General features: G+C 71.8%; 14 protein-coding genes. 9 read left to right on the top strand and 5 right to left on the bottom strand.

The window, feature by feature from the left end; genetic code table 11:
- Positions 1 to 83 precede the first annotated feature (83 nt).
- Positions 84 to 929, bottom strand: coding sequence for a hypothetical protein (locus tag QT196_RS34340; RefSeq protein WP_168482565.1), 846 nt, complete (start codon positions 927 to 929; stop codon positions 84 to 86).
- A 135-nt stretch (positions 930 to 1,064) separates the two neighbouring features.
- Between QT196_RS34340 and QT196_RS34335 the strand changes: the two genes are divergently transcribed.
- Positions 1,065 to 2,030: an acetylxylan esterase gene (locus QT196_RS34335; RefSeq protein WP_266732542.1), complete on the top strand. Its 966-nt coding sequence runs from the start codon at positions 1,065 to 1,067 to the stop codon at positions 2,028 to 2,030.
- A 61-nt stretch (positions 2,031 to 2,091) separates the two neighbouring features.
- On the opposite strand, the gene xylA is transcribed toward QT196_RS34335, so the two are convergent.
- Positions 2,092 to 3,255 (bottom strand): xylose isomerase, encoded by a 1,164-nt coding sequence (xylA, locus tag QT196_RS34330; RefSeq protein WP_290356327.1) that lies wholly within the window; start codon positions 3,253 to 3,255, stop codon positions 2,092 to 2,094.
- 130 nt (positions 3,256 to 3,385) lie between these two features.
- Between xylA and xylB the strand changes: the two genes are divergently transcribed.
- The 6 genes from xylB (at position 3,386) to QT196_RS34300 (ending at position 11,496) form a co-directional block, all read left to right on the top strand.
- Positions 3,386 to 4,813 carry a xylulokinase gene (gene xylB / locus QT196_RS34325; RefSeq protein WP_290356326.1) on the top strand — a complete coding sequence of 476 codons (1,428 nt, stop codon included), beginning with the start codon at positions 3,386 to 3,388 and terminating at the stop codon, positions 4,811 to 4,813.
- Positions 4,814 to 4,865: 52 nt separating this feature from the next.
- On the top strand, positions 4,866 to 6,143 hold the full coding sequence (locus tag QT196_RS34320) for an ROK family transcriptional regulator (RefSeq protein ID WP_290356325.1): 1,278 nt from the start codon (positions 4,866 to 4,868) through the stop codon (positions 6,141 to 6,143).
- A 167-nt stretch (positions 6,144 to 6,310) separates the two neighbouring features.
- Positions 6,311 to 7,720, top strand: a complete 1,410-nt coding sequence (locus QT196_RS34315; RefSeq protein ID WP_168482561.1) for a family 2B encapsulin nanocompartment shell protein — start codon at positions 6,311 to 6,313, stop codon at positions 7,718 to 7,720.
- A 125-nt stretch (positions 7,721 to 7,845) separates the two neighbouring features.
- Complete coding sequence (locus QT196_RS34310) at positions 7,846 to 9,261, top strand: family 2B encapsulin nanocompartment shell protein (RefSeq protein WP_168482560.1); 1,416 nt, start codon at positions 7,846 to 7,848, stop codon at positions 9,259 to 9,261.
- A gap of 243 nt (positions 9,262 to 9,504) precedes the next feature.
- Positions 9,505 to 10,206 carry an N-acetylmuramoyl-L-alanine amidase gene (locus tag QT196_RS34305; RefSeq protein WP_168482559.1) on the top strand — a complete coding sequence of 234 codons (702 nt, stop codon included), beginning with the start codon at positions 9,505 to 9,507 and terminating at the stop codon, positions 10,204 to 10,206.
- A gap of 78 nt (positions 10,207 to 10,284) precedes the next feature.
- Positions 10,285 to 11,496: a phosphodiester glycosidase family protein gene (locus QT196_RS34300; RefSeq protein WP_290356788.1), complete on the top strand. Its 1,212-nt coding sequence runs from the start codon at positions 10,285 to 10,287 to the stop codon at positions 11,494 to 11,496.
- 55 nt (positions 11,497 to 11,551) lie between these two features.
- Here QT196_RS34300 and QT196_RS34295 read toward each other — a convergent pair whose 3' ends face one another.
- Positions 11,552 to 11,746: a hypothetical protein gene (locus QT196_RS34295; RefSeq protein ID WP_018088533.1), complete on the bottom strand. Its 195-nt coding sequence runs from the start codon at positions 11,744 to 11,746 to the stop codon at positions 11,552 to 11,554.
- 275 nt (positions 11,747 to 12,021) lie between these two features.
- Between QT196_RS34295 and QT196_RS34290 the strand changes: the two genes are divergently transcribed.
- Both QT196_RS34290 and lysX read left to right on the top strand, forming a co-directional pair.
- Positions 12,022 to 12,915: an Ig-like domain-containing protein gene (locus QT196_RS34290; RefSeq protein WP_168482558.1), complete on the top strand. Its 894-nt coding sequence runs from the start codon at positions 12,022 to 12,024 to the stop codon at positions 12,913 to 12,915.
- 35 nt (positions 12,916 to 12,950) lie between these two features.
- On the top strand, positions 12,951 to 16,268 hold the full coding sequence (gene lysX / locus QT196_RS34285) for a bifunctional lysylphosphatidylglycerol synthetase/lysine--tRNA ligase LysX (protein ID WP_266732528.1): 3,318 nt from the start codon (positions 12,951 to 12,953) through the stop codon (positions 16,266 to 16,268).
- A 147-nt stretch (positions 16,269 to 16,415) separates the two neighbouring features.
- On the opposite strand, the gene QT196_RS34280 is transcribed toward lysX, so the two are convergent.
- Complete coding sequence (locus tag QT196_RS34280) at positions 16,416 to 18,032, bottom strand: phospholipase D-like domain-containing protein (RefSeq protein ID WP_248001439.1); 1,617 nt, start codon at positions 18,030 to 18,032, stop codon at positions 16,416 to 16,418.
- A gap of 211 nt (positions 18,033 to 18,243) precedes the next feature.
- Positions 18,244 to 19,395, bottom strand: a complete 1,152-nt coding sequence (locus tag QT196_RS34275) for an alkaline phosphatase family protein (RefSeq protein ID WP_266732525.1) — start codon at positions 19,393 to 19,395, stop codon at positions 18,244 to 18,246.
- Positions 19,396 to 19,413: the final 18 nt, after the last annotated feature.

Below are 19,413 nucleotides of genomic sequence, written 5' to 3'. Positions count from 1 at the left end.
GAACTCCGGATTGTCCGGGTTCCGCCCCCGCCCCGTGGTGGTCTGCCCGCGCCCCGTAGTGGTCCACTGTCCTCCGCGAGGGGTCAGGACAGCGGCTTGGTGAGCTTCTTGGTGAGGGAGCGGTTGCCCGTCAGGCTGCAGCTGATGGTCTTGATGCCGAGGCGGTAGCCGCTGAGGCTGGGGTACTGGACGTAGGTGCCCTCGGCGGTGCCGGCGGGCTGCTGGGCCGCCTTGCGCTCCAGCTCGTTGCGGCACAGCGAGGCCGCCTTGTTCTGGATGCCCGATTCGGTGGTGAGCCCGGACGCCAGACGGTGGGTGGCGACGACCTCGGCGTCGTGCGGGCCGTTGCAGGAGGCTTCGTCGTTGTTGCCGCCGCCGTCCGCGGGGCGGTCGTAGCAGTCGCCGACCTTCAGCAGATAGAAGGGGATCTTGCCGTTGGAGGGCGTCGGCAGGGACTTCTCGAAGTCGCTGCCGGTGGCCGTCGCGGTGGGCGTGGGGGGCTCGTAGGGCGTCGGGGACGCACTCTCGGACGGGGTGGCGCTGGTGCTCGAACTGGACGGCTGGGCGCGGTGGTTGCCGTTGTCGTCGCTGTTGTTCACCACGATGACGGTGATGACGGCGGCCAGCACGATCACGCCACCGCCGATGATCGCCGCGATGGTCTTCCCGTTGCCGCCACCGCCGGGCGGGCCGGGCGGCTGCTGCCAGCCGCCGGGGCCGCCCGGTCCGGGCGGGCCGTAGCCGCCCGCGGGCGGGCCGTAGCCGCCGGGGGCCTGGTTGCCGCCCGGGGGCGTGCCATAGCCACCCGGGCCGTATCCGCCCTGACCCTGACCGCCCGGCCCGTAGGGCCCGGCCGGCGGACCGAAGCCGCCCGGAGGGGCGTTGGGCGGCTGGTTCGGCTGATTCGGCGGGGGCGGAGGAAAGCTCATGGCAGAAATGATCGCTTCTTTACTCGGTTTTACGGAACCCGGTGACCAACCTGGAACAATTCACGTCTGAAATGTCCGGACCCTGGGCACCGTTGGCGACAGACAGCAAGCCAGCCTACGGCTCGGAGGTTTTCCGTGTTCACCGACCTTCCCCTGGACGCGCTGCACACCTACTGTCCGCCGCGTCCGGAGCCGGCCGGATTCGACGCCTTCTGGCGGCGCACCCTCGTCGAGGCCCGCACGCATGCCCTCGACGCGCGCTTCACCGAGGTCGATGCGGGGCTCGCTCTGCTGCGCACCCATGACGTGACGTTCGCGGGCTTCGGCGGGCACCCCATCCGCGGCTGGTTCCTGCTCCCGCGCGCGGCCGCCGGTCCGCTGCCGTGTGTCGTGCAGTACCTCGGATACGGGGGCGGGCGGCTGCTGCCGCACGACTGGCTGCTGTGGCCGTCCGCGGGCTACGCCACGCTGGTCATGGACACCCGCGGACAGAGCGGCCCCAACCGGCCCGGTGACACCCCCGATCCGGTCGGCTCCGACAATCCGGGGGTACCCGGCAAGCTGACTCAGGGGCTGCTCGATCCGCACGGCTACTACTACCGGCGGCTGTTCACCGACGCGGTACGGGCCGTGGAGGCGGCGCGCGGCCATGCCGCGGTGGACGCCGACCGGGTGGTGGTCGCCGGTCACAGCCAGGGCGGCGCCGCGGCGCTGGCGGTGACGGGCCTGGTCCCCGGTCTGGCGGGGGCCTTGATCGATGCGCCGTTCCTGGCGCACATCCGCCGCGCGGTGGAGGTCACGGACATGGGCCCGTACGGCGAACTCACCCGCTACTTCGCGGGCGCGCGCGACCGGATCGACACCGCGCTGCACACCCTGGACCACTTCGACGGCCTGAACTTCGCCGCCCGCGCCACCGCCCCGGCACTCTTCGGCACCGCACTGCGCGACGAGGTGACCCCGCCGTCCACCGGTTTCGCCGCCTTCCATCACTACGCGGGCGAGAAGGAACTGAAGGTGTGGCGGTTCAACGCCCATGAGAGCGGCGGCGGTGAGCAGCGGGCCGCCGAAATAGCCTTTGTGCGCTGCCTGCTCGGGTGAGCGGGCCGGGCCCGGACGCGACGCCGGGACCGGACGCGACGCTTGGCCCGGACGCGGCCCCTCAGACCGCCCCGAGCAGATGCTCCAGCGCCAGCTGGTCCAGATGCTCGAAGGCCATCCCGCGGGCGGCCGCCGCCTCGATGTCGAAGGTCTCGTAGGCGGTGGCGTCGGCGAGCAGTCCGGCCAGGCCGTCCTCGGCGGTGGGGCGGCCCAGCTGGTCCAGGCGCGCGGCCCGCAGCGCGTCCTGGACGGCCGGGTCGGACCTGAAGGCCGCCGCGCGCTCCTTGAGGAGCAGGTAGTTGCGCATACAGCCGGCCGCCGAGGTCCAGACGCCGTCCAGGTCCTCGGTGCGCGGCGGTTTGAAGTCGAAGTGCCGCGGCCCGTCGTAGCCGGCGGTTTCCAGCAGGTCGACGAGCCAGAAGGCGGCGCGCAGATCGCCCGCGCCGAAGCGGAGGTCCTGGTCGTACTTGATCCCGCTCTGGCCGTTGAGGTCGATATGGAAGAGCTTGTCCGCCCACAGCGCCTGGGCGATGCCGTGCGGGAAGTTCAGCCCGGCCATCTGCTCGTGGCCGACCTCGGGGTTGACGCCGAAGCGCTCGGGGTGCTCCAGCCGCTCGATGAAGGCGAGGGCATGGCCGACGGTGGGGAGGAGGATGTCGCCGCGCGGCTCGTTGGGCTTGGGTTCGAGGGCGAACTTCAGGTCGTAGCCCTGCTCGATGACGTACTGGCCCAGGAGGTCGAAGGCTTCCTTCAGCCGGTCCAGGGCGGTCCGTACGTCCTTGGCCGCGCCGGATTCCGCGCCTTCCCGTCCGCCCCACGCGACATAGGTGCGGGCACCCAGCTCGGCGGCGAGGTCGATGTTACGGAGGGTCTTGCGCAGGGCGTAGCGGCGGATGTCGCGGTCGTTGGCGGTGAAGGCGCCGTCCTTGAAGACGGGGTGGGTGAAGAGGTTGGTGGTGGCCATCGGGACGATCAGGCCGGTGGCGTCCAGTGCCTGCCGGAAGCGTGTGACGGCCGCCTCGCGCTCGACGCCGGCGGCGCCGAACGGGATCAGATCGTCGTCGTGGAAGGTGACGCCGTACGCGCCGAGGTCGGCGAGGCGGTGCACCGATTCCACCGGGTCCAGGGCGCGCCGGGTGGCGTCCCCGAAGGGGTCCCGGCCCTGCCAGCCGACGGTCCACAGGCCGAAGCTGAACTTGTCCGCGGGCGTGGGCTGGCGGCTCATCGCGACTCCCTCGATCATTTCGTCAAGGCACTTTACAAATTCTGCCGCGGCCAAACTAATATGCGACAGCACACCGGGGAACCCCCTGGACCGAGAGCATGGATGACGGGCCGCCGAGGGAGCGTGCACGATGGCCGCACAGGCAGCGGGACCACTGGTCGTCGGGGTGGACAGCTCCACCCAGTCCACCAAGGCGCTGGTCGTGGACGCGGTGACCGGTGCGGTCCTCGCCCGCGGCCAGGCGCCCCACACGGTCGGCGGAGCGGGCAAGGAGAGCGACCCACGGCAGTGGTGGCAGGCGCTGGGTGAGGCGCTGGACCAGTGCGGCGACGCGGTGCGGCAGGCCTCCGCGGTGTCCGTGGGCGGGCAGCAGCACGGGCTCGTCACGCTGGACGCGGCCGGCGAGCCGGTGCGTCCGGCCCTGCTGTGGAACGACGTCCGGCCGGCCCCGCAGAGCGAGCGGCTGATCGCGGAGCGGGGCGGCGCGAAGGCCTGGGCGGACCGGGTCGGGAGCGTGCCCGGCCCGGCGTTCACGGTGGCCAAGTGGGCCTGGCTGCGTGAGCACGAGCCGGAGGCGGCCGCCGCCACCGCCGCGGTACGGCTGCCGCACGACTACCTCACCGAGCGGCTGACGGGCGAGGCCGTCACCGATCGCGGCGACGCCTCCGGGACCGGCTGGTGGGCGTCGTCCACCGGGGCCTACGACGCGGAGATCCTGGCGCACGTCGGGCTGGACCCCGCGCTGCTCCCGCGGGTGGCGCTGCCGGGCGAGGCCGCCGGAACCGTACACGCCGGTCATCTGCCGCTGCCCAAGGGCGCGTTGGTGGCCGCCGGTACGGGCGACAACATGGCCGCCGCGCTCGGCCTGGGTCTGCGCCCCGGCCTTCCGGTGCTGAGCCTGGGCACCTCGGGGACGGTCTACGCGGTCTCCACCCACCGGCCCGCCGATCCGTCCGGCACCGTGGCGGGCTACGCCGACGCCCGCGGTGACTGGCTGCCGCTGGCCTGCACCCTGAACTGCACACTCGCCGTGGACCGGGTGGCGGCGCTGCTGGGCCGCGACCGGGAGGCCGTGGAGGCGGGCGGCGGGGTGGTGATGCTGCCGTACCTCGACGGTGAGCGCACCCCGAATCTGCCCGGCGCCTCGGGCCTGGTGCACGGGCTGCGGCACGACACCACGGCCGGCCAGCTGCTCCAGGCCGCCTACGACGGCGCGGTGTTCACCCTGCTGAAGGCGCTGGACCGGGTGCTGGACGCGGACGCCGCGCCCGATGCGCCACTGCTGCTGATCGGCGGCGGCGCCCGGGGCCGTGCCTGGCGGGAGACCGTACGCCGGCTGTCGGGGCGCCCGGTGGTGGTGCCCGAGGCGCAGGAGCTGGTGGCGCTCGGGGCGGCGGCACAGGCGGCCGGGCTGCTGCTGGAGGAGGATCCGGCGGCGGTGGCGCGCCGGTGGGGGACGGCGCGCGGCGCGGAGTACGAGGCGCGGCCGCGGGACGACGCGGCCTGGGAGCGGCTGACGGCGACGCTCGCCGACGGCGCGCCGCTGCTGCGGCCGTGACCGCTCCCCCGAAGCCGTCGACCGGCTCCCGTCCGCACCCTTTGGAGACCCCGTGACCGCGCCCGGCGGCGACACCCAGCACGGCATCCGGCGGCGCAATCTGGCCCGGGTGCTGCGAACCGTGGCCGCGCAGGGCCCGGTCTCCCGGCCGGCGGTCGCGGCACGGATCGGGCTGACCCGGGCGGGGGTGGCGCCGCTCGTCGACGAGCTGCTGCGGGCCGGGCTGCTGGTCGAGACGGGACGGGCGGCGACCGGCGGCCGGGGCAGGCCGGGCACTGAACTGGCGGTCAGCGACCGTGGCCCGGCCGGGATAGGGGCCGAGATAGGCGTCGACCACCTGGCGGTGTGCGCGGTCGATCTGCGCGGGCGGGTCCGGGCCCGGGTGGCGGCCGACGCGGCGAACCGGCACCGCGCTCCCGGGCCGGTGCTGCGCCAGCTGTCCGGTCTGCTCGCCGAAGTGACCGCGGAGATAGCCGCCGAGGGACTGCGGCCGGCCGGGCTGACGGTCGCGGTGCCCGGTCTGGTGGCCCGTGATGCGACGACCGTGGTGCACGCCCCCAACCTCGGCTGGCGGGCGGCCGATCTCGCACCGGGGCTGGCCGGGGTGACGGCCCCGGAGGGCGGCTCGTCCGCCGTCCCGCTCACCGTCGAGAACGAGGCCAACCTCGGTGCGCTGGCCGAACTCCGGCTGGGCGGGGGCGCCGGTCGGCCCGCCCCGCCGCCGGACTTCGTGCATGTGTCGGCGGAGGCCGGGATCGGTGCCGCGGTCGTCGTGGACGGTCAACTCCTGCGGGGCGCCCGGGGGTTCGCGGGCGAGCTGGGGCATGTGCCGGTGTATCCGGACGGCCCGCCGTGCGACTGCGGCGGCCGTGGCTGTCTGGAGCAGTACGCGGGGGAACCGGCCGTGCTGCGGGCGGGCGGGCTCACCCCCGAGCGGGCGGCGGCGGCACATCCGGGGCCGGGCGCCCGTATCGCTCTGCTGGCCCGCCGGGCCACCGACGGGGACGCCGCCGTCGTCCGCGCCCTGCACGAGGCGGGGACGGCGCTGGGCATCGCGCTCGCCGGGGCGGTGAATCTGCTCGATCCGCAGGCGGTGGTCCTCGGGGGTGCGCTGGCCGGGCTGGCGCCCTGGGTACTGCCGTCCCTGGAGCGGGAGTTGACGCTGCGGACGGCCGTCACGGCGGAGACCGGGCGGGTCGGCGGGCCCGCGGTGACGGTGTCCCGGCTGGGCGCCGACGGACCGCTGCTCGGAGCGGCGCACGCGGCGCTCCAAGGCGTCCTGGACGACCCCCTCCACTGCTGCGTCCCGGCACACTCTCCCCGGAATTGAGCCCGCTAAACCTTTCCAGGGAGCGGGAATTCCATGCCACCCCATCGAGCGATTGTGCCGATAAAAACAGCACCACTACCTTCGGTTCGGCGGGCTGCCGCGGAACCGCCTGGAAACGGGGTTTCGGGGCGGGCCGCATCGCACCGTTCGAGGAGACAGGTGGCACTGTGACCATTGCCGATGAATCGCTGCACGGCACCGCGGAAGAGGCCCGGAATTCCAGCCTGAGTACCGCCGCGGCGCGGAATTTGGCGACCACCACCAAAACCGCACCACAGATGCAGGGCATCACTTCCCGGTGGCTGCTGCGGCTGCTGCCCTGGGTGCAGGTCTCCGGTGGCACCTATCGCGTGAACCGCCGGCTGACCTACACCCTCGGCGACGGGCGTATCGATTTCGACACCAGTGGCAGCGATGTGGCCATCATCCCCGAGGAGCTGCGCGAGCTGCCGGCCCTGCGGGAGTTCACCGATCCCGAGGTGCTGGCGGCGCTCGGCGACCGCTTCACCCAGCAGGAATACGCACCCGGTGAACTCATCGGTGAGGCCGGCGGGCCGGGCGACCGGCTGGTGTTGCTGGTGCACGGCCGGGTGGACCGGATCGGCACCGGCAAATACGGCGAGGACACGGTGCTCGAAGCGCTGGCCGGCGGGGATCACCTCGGCGACGCGCCGCTCACCGACCCCGAGGGGACCTGGCAGTTCAGCTATCGCGCGGTGACCCGGGTGACCGTCATGACGCTGTCCCGGCAGGCCGCCCAGGAGATCATCGACCGCTCCCCCGGGCTGCGCGAGCATCTGGCCGCCGCCGGTCAGGGCACCGCGCAGCCGACGAACACGAGCGGGGAATCGGCGGTCTCCGTCGCCTCGGGGCATCAGGGCGAGCCGTCCCTCCCCGGCACCTTCGTCGACTACGACGTCACGCCCCGGGAGTACGAACTCAGCGTCGCGCAGACCGTGCTGCGCACCCACAGCCGGGTCGGCGACCTCTACAGCGATCCGATGAACCAGGTGGAGGAGCAGCTCAAGCTGACCATCCAGGCGCTGCGGGAGCGCCAGGAGCACGAGATGATCAACAACCCCGAGTTCGGGCTGCTGCACAACGCCGACCTCAAGCAGCGCATCCACACCCGCACCGGCCCGCCCACCCCCGACGACCTCGACGATCTGCTCGCGACGGTCTGGAAGGACCCGGGCTTCCTGCTCGCCCATCCCCTGACGATCGCCGCCATCGGGCGGGAGTGCAGCGCCCGCGGGCTCTATCCCACCGCGGTCGATTTCATGGGGCATTCGCTGCCCTCCTGGCGCGGGGTGCCGATTTTCCCGTGCAACAAGATTCCGGTGACGAAGGAGCGGACGAGTTCGGTGCTGCTGCTGCGCACCGGCGAGGAGCAGCAGGGCGTCGTCGGCCTGCATCAGACCGGAATTCCCGATGAATACGAGCCGGGCCTCTCAGTGCGTTATATGGGCCTGGACGACCGGGCGGTCATCAAATATCTGGTCAGCGCCTATTATTCGGCGGCCATTCTGGTACCCGATGCGCTGGGTGTTCTCGACGACGTACAGATCGGCCACTGAACGACCTCCGGCGGAAAAGCAGCCGCGCCCCGGCAGCGGCAGTTCCCGCCGTCCTGGCGCGCGGGCCTTTCCGCGCACCGCACCGGTCTACGCACCGCACAGACAAGAACAGGTGAGCCTTCCTCATGACCACATCGGTGGACCCGACGTCCGGCCCGCAGGGGTCCGCGCCCGAGCAGACCCGCTCCAGCCTGGACACCGCGGCAGCGCGCAAGCTGGCGACCACGACCAAGACCGTGCCGCAGATGCAGGGGATCTCCTCCCGCTGGCTGCTGCGCATTCTTCCCTGGACGCAGGTCTCCGGCGGTGCGTACCGCGTCAACCGCCGTCTTACCCACACCCTCGGTGACGGGCGGGTGGAGTTCGTCTCGACCGGGTCCGAAGTCCGGGTGATTCCGGCGGAGTTGCGCGAGCTGGCGCCGCTGCGCGGCTTCGCCGACGCCGCGTCGCTGGAGGCGCTGGCGGACCGCTTCGTCCAGCGGGAGTTCGCGCCCGGCGATGTGCTGGCCCGGGCGGGCGGGCCGACCGACCGGATCGTGCTGATCGCCCACGGCAAGCTCGACCGTCTCGGCACCGGCAAGTACGGCGACGAGACCGTGCTGGGGGTGCTGGCCGACGGTGACGCGATCGGTGCGGCGGCACTGCTGACCGCGGACGCGGAGTGGGAGCACTCCGTACGCGCGGTGACCCGGGTGACCGCGCTGACCCTGTACCGCAGTGACCTGGAGGAGGTGCTGGGCCGGTCGGAGCCGCTGCGCACGCATCTCGCGGACGTCGGTGCGGCGCTGGTCCCGGCGCAGAACAAGCACGGTGAGGCGGCCATCGATCTGGCCGCGGGCCATGTCGGCGAGCCGCTGCTGCCGGGCACCTTCGCGGACTACGAGCTGGCGCCGCGGGAGTACGAACTCAGCGTCGCCCAGACGGTGTTGAAGGTGCATTCACGGGTCGCCGATCTCTACAACGACCCGATGAACCAGCTGGACCAGCAGCTGCGGCTGACCGTGGAGGCGCTGCGGGAGCGCCAGGAGCACGAGATGGTCAACAGCCCCGAGTTCGGGCTGCTGCACAACGCCGACCTCAAGCAGCGCATTCACACCCGCAGCGGCCCGCCCACCCCCGACGATCTGGACGAGCTGATCTCCCGGCGCCGTAAGACGCAGTTCCTGCTGGCGCATCCGCGGACGATCGCGGCCATCGGGCGGGAGTGGAACGCCCGGGGTATCTACCCCACCACCGCGGAGGTCGAGGGCACCACGGTCCGCGCCTGGCGGGGCATTCCGCTGCTGCCCTGCAACAAGATCCCGGTCACCCCGGACCAGACCAGCTCGATCCTGGCGCTGCGGGTCGGCGAGGAGAACCAGGGCGTGGTCGGACTGCACCAGACCGGCATCCCGGACGAGTACCGGCCCGGCCTGTCGGTGCGCTTCATGGGCATCAATGACCAGGCCGTCATCAATTACCTGGTGAGTGCCTACTACTCGGCGGCGGTGCTGGTGCCGGACGCCCTGGGCATCCTGGAGGACGTCGAGATCGGTCACTGACCGGCGGGGTCCACGCACCCGGGTACCGCGTCCGCGAACGGCCCTCAGCGCCGTCGGCGTGGCACCCGGGTGACGTCCGATCAGGTATCCCGTGCCCCTCCTGACCTGCGCCGTTCTGCCTTTGGTCGAGCCATTGGCAGAACGGCCATTCCCTTGGCAGGGCGTGCCCTGTTGCGCATCATGAACGCACCGCATGTGCGTGACATGTACGCGACCACCCCTCGGTCCTTGTCAGGAGTTCACATGGAGCCCGCCCCCCGCCGCCCGGCCCGCCGGCGCCTGCTGACCGGTGCGGCCGCGCTCGCCGCGTCCGCCGCACTCACCCCCCTCACGGCGGGCACCACCGCCGCCGCCACGCACCGGCGGACGCCGTCCGGCGGCGCCTACCCGCCGGTCCACTGGGTTCCGGCCAGCCCTGGCAACTTCACCGCCGCCGACCGCCCGGCGCAGTATCCGGTCGAGCGGGTCGTGGTGCATGTGACCCAGGAGACCTACCGGGACACCCTCAAGCTGTTCCAGGACCCGAAGCACAAGGCGGCCGCGCACTATGTCGTACGGTCCGCCGACGGCTATCTCGCCCAGTGCGTACGCGAGCGGGACGTCGCCTGGCACGCCGGGAACTGGGGCTACAACACCCGCAGCATCGGCATCGAGCACGAGGGCTGGATCGACGACCCGACATGGTTCACCGACCCGCTCTACGAACAGTCCGCCCTGCTCACCGCCGCCATCTGTGACCGCTACCGGATCCCCAAGGACCGGGAGCACATCATCGGCCATGTCGAGGTCCCCGGCACCGACCACACCGACCCCGGTGAGTTCTGGGACTGGGCGCGCTATCTCCAGCTGGTCAACGAGGTCTCCTGGCACACACCGGGTGACCCGGTCCGGCGACACGACGGCCGTTCCGCGGGTCTACGGATTCCTGACATCTCCGGGTCATAGTGAGCGTCTCCGGCGCCTGGGACAGTTGACGTGAGGTCAGGGGGGATCGTGACGCAGCGATTCGGTCGGGTTCGCGCGATGCTGACGGTGCTGGTGGCGTGGGGTGTGCTGGCCGGCGGAGGAGTGGCGGGCGGGGCGCCGGCCGCGGCCGCGGCCGCGGGGACGGATCTCCGCCGCTCCGGTGCCGCGCACGTGGCACCCGGTGTGGCCTACGGCGAGTTCCGGATGACGCTGCCCCGCGGCACCGTGCACGGGCATCTGCTGACCGTCGATCTGGCCGATCCACGGGTCACCGTGGATCTGCTGTACCCGGGGGCGGTCGGCGCACGGTCGCCGGTCTCCCAACTGGCCGCGGACCGCCGGGCGGTGGGAGCCGTCAACGGTGACTTCTTCAACATCACCGAGACCCAGCACCCCGGCGTGCAGCCGACCGGTGCGTCGGTCGGCCCGGCGGTGGCCTCGGGGCGGCAGCTGAAGAGCGCGGTGCCGGACGGACAGCGGTTCGGACCGGCGATGCCGCCCGGTGCGACCACCGAGGACGTGATCGGCGTCGGCTATGACCGCCGGGCCCGGCTGGACCGGCTCGCGCTGCGCGGTGCGGCGCTGACCGGCCAGGGGGCGCTGCCGCTGCGCGGACTGAACCAGTACGCGCTTCCGGTCGGCGGGATCGGCGCGTACACCGCGCAGTGGGGTCCGGCGTCCCGGGTGCGCGCCACCTGCGGGACGGACACCGACCGGGCCGCGCCGTGCAGTACGGAGACCGCGGAGGTGACGGTCCGGCACGGCCGGGTGACCGCCATCGGGGAGGTGCCGGGCGCGGGCGGGGTGGCCGAGGGCAGTGTGGTGCTGGTGGGCCGGGAGGACGGGGCACGGCAGCTGCGCGGGCTGCGCCTCGGTGAGCCGGTGCACGTCAGCTCGTACCTCGTCGGCCAGGGGCACGGCCGGCTGCGCTGTGCGGTGGGCGGCTTCCCGATTGTGCGGGACGGCGCGCCGCTGGCCGGTCTGGACACCGCCGCCGTGGCGGTGCGGACGTCCGCGGGGATCGGGGCCGGCGGACGGGTGCTGTACCTCATGGCGCTGGACGGGGCACCGGGCCAGACCGGCCTGACGGTGCGCGAACTGGCGGAGCTGATGGCGCAGTTGGGCGCAGGGGACGCGATGGACCTGGACGGCGGCGGGTCCTCGACCCTGGTCACCGGCGACGCGTACGGGGCCACGGTCCGCAACCATCCGTCGGGGGGCGCGGAGCGGCCGGTGCCCAACGCGCTCGGGGTGTTCTCCGCCGGGTGAGCGGACGGGGGCGGCGTCGCGCCCCCGGCGCCGCGCCCCCGGCGGGCCGGCCTCGTCACGGACGCAGGCTGCTCACCACGTCGGCGGCGCCGGACAGCCCCTGGTGGATGTCCGGGGCGAGGCTGCTGCTCGCCAGATAGAAGCCGAGCAGCGCGCACACCAGGGCGTGCGAGAACTTGAGCTTGCCGCTGCGCAGGAAGATCACCGTCAGGACCACCAGCAGCAGGACGACCGAGATGGAAATCGCCACGGGACGCACACCTCCTCAACCGCCGCCCGAACGGACGGCAAGGGGTGGCCAGTTTGGCGTATTTCAGGGTATGTCCGGTTCTTGTCCGGGTGCTCCGATCGGGTGATCACTACGGGTCACAGAGTGCCGGGATGCCGGGAGACGACGGCGGCACAGCCGGACGGCACCCGGTCATCGTGGCGTGGATCACCTCACTCCCTGCAACGAAGTGTGGCGATCAGTCGTCTTAGCGGCCGACAGCGCCGCCCTCCCCCCTGCCGACGGAAAGCCCCGAGATGAGCCAGCCCCCTTCCTTCCGCCACCGGACGTTCCGGCGGCGGTGCCCCGCACTCGCCCTGGTCACGGCCGTCGGCGCGGGCACGCTCAGCGCGTGCGCGGGCGTCGCGGCGCCGGCGCCGGTGGCCGACCCGGTGAAGGTGGCACTCGGAGCGGCCGGCGGCACCAGGACCGTGCAGGCCGGCGACAAGCTGAAGGTGAGCGCCGAGGGCGGCGTGCTGACCGCGGTGACGGTGACCGACCCCAGGGGCCGGCGGCTGCCCGGCGGGTTCGGGGCCGATGGCACCTTCTGGACCTCCAGCGCCGAGATCGCCCCGGCCACGAAGTACTCCGTCGTCGCCAGGACCAGGAGCGACCGGGGCGGCGTCGGTGCGGCCAAGGAGTCGCTCACGACCGCGCAGCCGGCCCGGCTCAACACGCTGGTACTCGATCCCGGCACCCAGGACGCCGTGGTCGCCGTCGACCGGCTGCTCACCCTCACCTTCGACCACCCGGTGACCGACCGGGCCGAGGTGGAGCGGCAGCTGCGCGTCACCACCGTCGACCGGACGACCGGTTCGTGGGACTGGACGAAGGACCGCAACGGCAAGGACCAGGTGACCTGGCGGCCCGCACAGCGCTGGAAACCGGGCACCGAGGTCCGGCTGCGGGCGGAGCTCGACGGGGTGGATTCCGGCGGCGGCCGCTACTTTTCCGGCGACTATGACCTGAACTTCACCATCAGCCGGAGTTGCACCGACTCGGACCTGGGGCGGGTTTGTGGCAAGGTCCACGTGGGTGACCCCACCGGGATCACCCAGTCCTCCGTACGAGGGAAAGACGAACACACCACCGGGATCGGAGACTGGCATGACCGGCGATCCCCGTGGCGGCGAAACAGCGCCTCCGCGTAGAGCAGCTGACCCCTTTCAGAGCCTAGTGTGACGGAATGAGCACCGTGCAGGACCAGGATCAACTCACGGGGTGGCGGCGCTTCCGGCGCCGGGTCCCCAATGGCTTCGCCATCATCTTCAGCGTATTGGGGCTCTTTTGTGCCCTGACGGCGCTGATCGGGCCGCTCCGGCGCGGACTCCAGCCGGTGATCTACTGGCTGGACACCCTCACCATCCCGGTGGCACCGAACTTCGCCTATGCGGCCTTCCTCTTCCTTCTGGGCGCGGCGATGACCGCCCGGAAACGGGTGGCGCTGTGGTTCGTGGTGGCCTACATGGTGCTGGTCATCCTGGCCGACGCACTGTTCCTGGTGTACCGGCTCTGGGAGTTCTCGTTCTCCCTGGTGCTGTGTACCGGGGCGCTGGTACTGCTGCTCGTCTCGCACCGCGAGTTCTATGCGATCACCCGGCGCGGTGCGTTCCTGCGCGCCATCCTGGTGCTCGTCGGCGGGCTCGTGGCGGCGGTGCTGATCGGCTGGGGACTGGTGTCGCTGGCCCCGGGCACCCTGGAGGCCGGCGGCGCCAACCGGCTGCTGTGGACGGCCAACCGGGTCTGCGGCGGGCTGGTCGGCGGCCATCTCGTCGAGGGCCATCCGCCGCACTGGATCAGTGCCGTCCTCGGTCTGCTCGGTGCGCTGGCGCTGCTGAACGCGGCGGCCACGCTGTTCCGTTCGCAGCGGATGGAGGCCGCGCTGCACGGTGACGAGGAGGACCGCATCCGGGCGCTGCTGGACCGCTACGGCAGCCAGGACTCGCTCGGCTACTTCGCCTCCCGCCGCGACAAGGCCGTGGTCTTCTCCCCCAGCGGCAAGGCCGCCGTCACCTACCGCGTCGAGGCCGGGGTCTGCCTGGCCAGCGGTGACCCGGTCGGTGACCGTGAGGCCTGGACCCAGGCCATCGAGGCGTGGCTGGAGGTCGCCGTGCGGTACGGCTGGCAGCCGGCCGTCATGGGCGCGAGCGAGGACGGCGCCAAGGCGTTCGCCCGCAGCGGTCTGAACGCGCTCCAGCTCGGGGACGAGGCGATCCTGCACGTCAAGGACTTCGACCTGGCCGGCCGGGAGATGCGGGTGACCCGCCAGGCCGTCAACCGCGTCGAGCGGACCGGTGCGACCTTCCGCGTACGGCGGCACTCCGCACTGACCGACGAGGAGATGCAGGAGGTCATCCACCGGGCGGACGCCTGGCGGGACACCGAGACCGAGCGCGGCTTCTCGATGGCGCTGGACCGGCTGGGCGACCCCGCGGACGGGGAGTGCCTGCTGGCCGAGGCGTTCGACGGCCAGGGCAACATGATCGCGCTGCTGTCGTTCGTCCCCTGGGGCACGGACGGCATCTCGCTGGACGTGATGCGCCGCGACCGCTCCGCGCCCAACGGCGTCATGGAGTTCATGGTGGCCCAGCTGTGCGCCCAGGCCGGGGCGATGGGCGTGCGCCGGATCTCGCTGAACTTCGCGGTGTTCCGGTCCGCCTTCGAGGAGGGCGCCCGGATCGGGGCCGGCCCGGTGCTGAAGGTCTGGCGCCGGCTGCTGCTGTTCTTCTCCAAGTGGTGGCAGCTGGAGGCGCTCTACCGCTCCAACGCGAAGTACAACCCGGAGTGGTATCCGCGGTTCCTGTGTTACGCGGACGCCGGTGCGCTGGCCCGGATCGCGCTGGGCTCGGGGATCGCCGAGGGCTTCGTCGACGTACCGAGCCTGGGCGCGCTGTGGGGCAAGGGCCACAAGAAGCGGGTGCTGGCCCCGGCGAGCACCGCCGGTCTGCCCTCGCTGGACGAACTCGGGCTGGTCAAGGCGGCGCCGTCCACCGAGGAGGAGCAGCACGCGCAGGAGCTGGCCGCGCTGCCCGAGCAGGTGCGGGTGCGCCACCTCAAGCTGGAGCGGCTGCGGGAGGCCGGCACCGACCCGTATCCGGTGGGCGTGCAGCGTACGCACACCCTGGGCGAGGTCCGCGACGCGTACCCGGACCTCACGCCCGCTACGCGCAGCGGCAAGTCCGTCAGCGTCGCCGGGCGGGTGCTGCTCACCCGTGACCACGGCGGGGTGCTCTTCGCGGTGCTGCGCGACTGGTCCGGCGATCTCCAGATCGCGCTGACCCGGGACGGCAGCGGCAAGGAACTGCTGGACCGCTTCGGCTCGGACATCGACCTCGGTGACCATGTCGAGGCGGAGGGCGAGGTCGGCACCAGTGACCGCGGTGAGCTGACCGTGTTCGTCACCGGGTGGCGGCTGACGGCCAAGTGTCTGCGGCCGCTGCCCGACAAGCGGCGCGGGCTGTCCGACCCGGAGGCCAAGGTCCGCCAGCGGTATGTGGACCTGGTGGTCTCGACGGACGCGCGGGACAACCTGCGGGCGCGCAGCACGGCCGTGCAGGCGCTGCGCCAGGGGCTGATCGAGCGCGGCTATCTCGAGGTCGAGACGCCGATGCTCCAGCAGATCCACGGCGGCGCCAACGCCCGCCCGTTCCACACCCATATCAACGCCTACGACCTCGATCTGTATCTGCGGATCGCGCCGGAGCTGTATCTCAAGCGGCTGTGTGTGGGCGGTATGGAGAAGGTCTTCGAGATGGGGCGGACGTTCCGTAACGAGGGCATCTCCTACAAGCACAACCCCGAGTTCACGATGCTGGAGGCGTACCAGGCGTTCGCCGACTACGACGTGATGCTGGACCTGACCCGGGAGCTGATCCAGAGTGCGGCGATCGCCGCGTTCGGCAGCGCCACCGCCCGCAAGGCGGACGAGAGGGGCAAGCTCGTCGAGCACGACATCTCGGGGATCTGGCCGGTCAAGACCGTCTACGGCGCGATCTCGGAGGCGCTCGGTGAGGCGGTCGACGCGGACACCGCGCCGGACCGGCTGCGCCGCCTGTGCCATACCGCGGCGGTGCCGGTGAAGCCGGACATGGGCCGGGGCGACATCGTGCTGGAGATGTATGAGCGTCTGGTGGAGGAGAAGACCCAGCTCCCCACGTTCTACAAGGACTTCCCGACCGATGTGTCGCCGCTGACCCGGCAGCACCGCAAGGACCCGCGGCTGGCCGAGCGCTGGGACCTGGTCGCGTTCGGCACCGAGCTGGGTACCGCCTATTCGGAGCTGACCGACCCGGTCGAGCAGCGCCGGCGGCTCACCGCCCAGTCGCTGCTGGCGGCGGGCGGTGACCCGGAGGCGATGGAGCTGGACGAGGACTTCCTCCAGGCTCTGGAGTACGCGATGCCGCCGACCGGTGGTCTGGGGATCGGCGTGGACCGGCTGATCATGTTCCTGACCGGTCTGTCGATCCGCGAGACGCTGCCGTTCCCGCTGGTGCGGCGCCGCTGACGGCATCCGGGCCCGGCCACGGCGGGCACCGGACGACTGAGGCCACCCCCATGTGACGGGGGTGGCCTCAGTCGTTCACGGGCGCCGGTCAGGGGCGGTGCCCGGGGTCATCCGGGCGGGTCCTGCCGGTCCCTCCCGCCCTGCAGGTCAGCCCGTCCCGGCGCCGGAGCAGCCGGCCGGGGTCGATGCCGCCGCCTGCGAGTACTTCCACTCCGGGTCGAGCAGTTCGGTCTTGAGCTGCTTGGCCGCGGCCGGGCTCTCGACGATGTAGCCGAAGTCCTGGAGCCAGGCCGGGTAGAGGTTCTTGGAGCCGATGTAGAACGCCGAGTCGTCCACCGACACCAGCTTGTGGTGCAGCGCGTAGGGCTTGCCGTCGGCCCAGGTGGCCTGGTCCGAGCTGCGGAACGAGGCGAGCTGGAGGTTTCCGCACATCGCCCGGGACGCCTTCTCGTTGTCGCCGGTGAGGGCGACGAGCCGCTTGCGCAGGGTGTCGCTGATCTCGTCCAGGGACTTGATCTGCGAGTAGCCCCCGCTGCCGACGGCTCCGCGGTTGGCGGGGTCGCTGACGACGATGCGGACCTTCACCCCGGCGGCCAGCTTGCCCGCGAGGGTGTCGTAGGTCCGGATGTCGTAGCGCGGCAGCGGCGGGCAGGTGCCGTTGAGGTCCTGCTGGGAGATCTCGATGTGCTTCCGGGCGCTGCCGATGAGCGAACGCAGCGCGTTCTCCTCGGGGTTGACCGTGTCGTAGTCGCGGTCGTGGTTGGTGTGGTCGGGCAGTCCGACGGTGCACTTGGTGTCGGGGGCCGTGGGCAGGTCGGGGTGGTAGCCCGAGGAGGGGTCGGACTCCTTGATGCCCACGCCGAGACCGCCGACGGCGATGACGGGGACGTCACCGGCCGGTTCGGCGGGGACGGCGGCGCGGTCCTTCTCCAGGGACGGCATGCAGGAGGCACCGTTCGAGGTGGCGAGCCAGACCTTGGCGGGGTCGGTGGCGTTGCGGCAGGTCCAGTCCCACAGCGTGTCGAGGTACTTCCCGGCCGAGCGGGCGGCGGGCCCGCTGAGCGCCATGTCGACGTCCGACACCGGGTGGTCGGTGTCGAGGTAGTCGTCCTTCCAGCCGTTGATCCCGCCCGTGATGGCCGTCTTCCCGTCGACCACAAGGAGCTTGGAGTGATTCCAGGACAGCGACGTCTTGGACGTGGTCATCGAGGCGACGTTGAGTGTGACCTTGCCGGCCGCCGGCCCGAGCTTGCCGATCAGGTCGTCGCGGTAGCGGGACGGCACCACATTGAGGTGGTAGATCGGGGCGGCGCCGACCAGGATGCGCACCCGCGGGGAGTGCCCCGCCGCGACGGACTTCTTGAGGCCGGCGACGACGGCGTCCTCGAAGCCTCCGTTGGGGAACGGGGCCAGTGAGGAGATGTCCACGGTGTCCCGCGCGGCGGCGATGTTGCGGGTCATCTTGTCGAGCAGCTGCCGGGTGCCCGCACGGTCCTTGCAGTGGGCGTCGCCCCAGCAGCCGGGCGTCTGGAGCAGCCAGCCGGCCGGGTCGCCGTCCGGGGCGTCGAGCCGGTTGCCGTCGGTGCGCTCCCACACGGAGCCTTCGAGGCCGGGGGAGGTGTCGCGGAGCGATCTTTCGATGGCGTCCAGATGCGGGGTGGGCGGGGTGTCCGCGGCGTATGCCGTCGTGGCCGGCAGGGCCGCGCACACGGTCGTCAGAGCGAGGGACGCCGGTATGAGGCGGTGGAGGCGGTGAGGAGCCAAGAACTTGCCTTCTTGTGGTGACGATGACGAGCCGGGCGGCGATCGCACAGCGGCGATCGTCCGCCCGGCTCCGGTTGCCACCAGAACGTACCGGCTCCTTCCGCTTCTCTCCGCGCAGGAGTCGATCTTCGCTGCACCCCCTGCTCCCGGCGCGGCGTCCGCGGCGCCAGGCCGGTGGTTTCGTGGCGGTTCGGCGCCAATCGGTATGCCGTCAGAACCAGTTGACGGTGAGCGGGAAGCCGGCGGTGGCGGTGGTGCCCCTGGCGTCGGTGGCGGTGACGGTGGCCGGGAGGGTGCCGGTCTGCCAGGGTCTGCCGGTGATACGGCCGTTGGCGGCGTCGAGGGTCAGGCCCAGGGGCAGGCCGGTGGCGCGGTAGGTGAGCGGGGGTGTGCCGCCGGTGGCGGTCAGCTGGACGGTGCAGGACTGGGCGAAGCGGCAGGTCTGCGGGCCGGGGGTGGTGAGCGTGAGGTCGTCGCCGGGCGGTTCGGTGCCGCCGGTGTCGAACACCCCGGTGACGGGAGTGGCGGTGGCGGCGTTGCCCGCGTGGCCGGTGCCGTACATGTCCTCGAAGGTCCGCAGCAGGCTGAAGTGGTTGTAGTCGCCGCTCACCGCACCGCGCTTGACATGGGCGCCGTGGAAGACGGTCGCGATCCGGTTGGAGCCGAGGTAGTTGTCCTCGTCCCAGGTCACCATCAGCAGGCTGTTGTGGTCCTTGGCCCACCGGGCGTAGGAGTCGAGGTTGTTCCTGAGCCAGGTGTCGCCGCTGCCGACCGCGCAGTCGTGCATGTCGTTGCACATGTCCGGGATGACGAAGGACAGCGTCGGCAGCTTTGTGAAGTCGTCCTTGGGGAACCGGTCGAAGGTCTTGCCGGTGGTCACCGGGACGTTCTTGAAGGCGAACCAGGGGTTGTGCTTCTGCGCGTAGCGGCCGCTGGAGCAGGTGGTGGAGCCCTCGTCCGGCAGTCCCTCGTTGTAGCTGGCGAAGGTCTTGCCGGCCGCGATCAGTTCCTGGCCGAGGTTGGGGGCGGACATCGACTGCGCGGTGTAGCAGCCGTCGCCGGTGACGCCCTGGGTGGCGCCGGAGAAGAGGTTGAAGTAGTTCGGCTGGCTGGGGTGGGTGAGGGCCTTCATGCCGGTCAGCTCGGCGCCGTCCTGGGCGAGTTGGTTGAGGTAGGGCGCCTGGGCGTTGCCGATGATCTCGCCGTACTGCTTGTTCTCGAAGACCACGATCACGACATGGTCGTAGGACGGCAGCGCGGACCGGACGGTCCGGGCGTCCGCCGCGGAGGCGACGGCGAGCAGGCCGAGCGTGCCGAGTGTCGCCACGACCGCCCTGCGCAGGCGGATCGCTCTGCGTCTCATCAGGTTCTCAGCTCCTTG

This window comes from Streptomyces sp. P9-2B-2 (genome assembly GCF_030406865.1).
Taxonomy (GTDB): Bacteria; Actinomycetota; Actinomycetes; order Streptomycetales; family Streptomycetaceae; genus Streptomyces; species Streptomyces platensis.
This window is presented reverse-complemented; position numbering and strand designations above follow the sequence as displayed.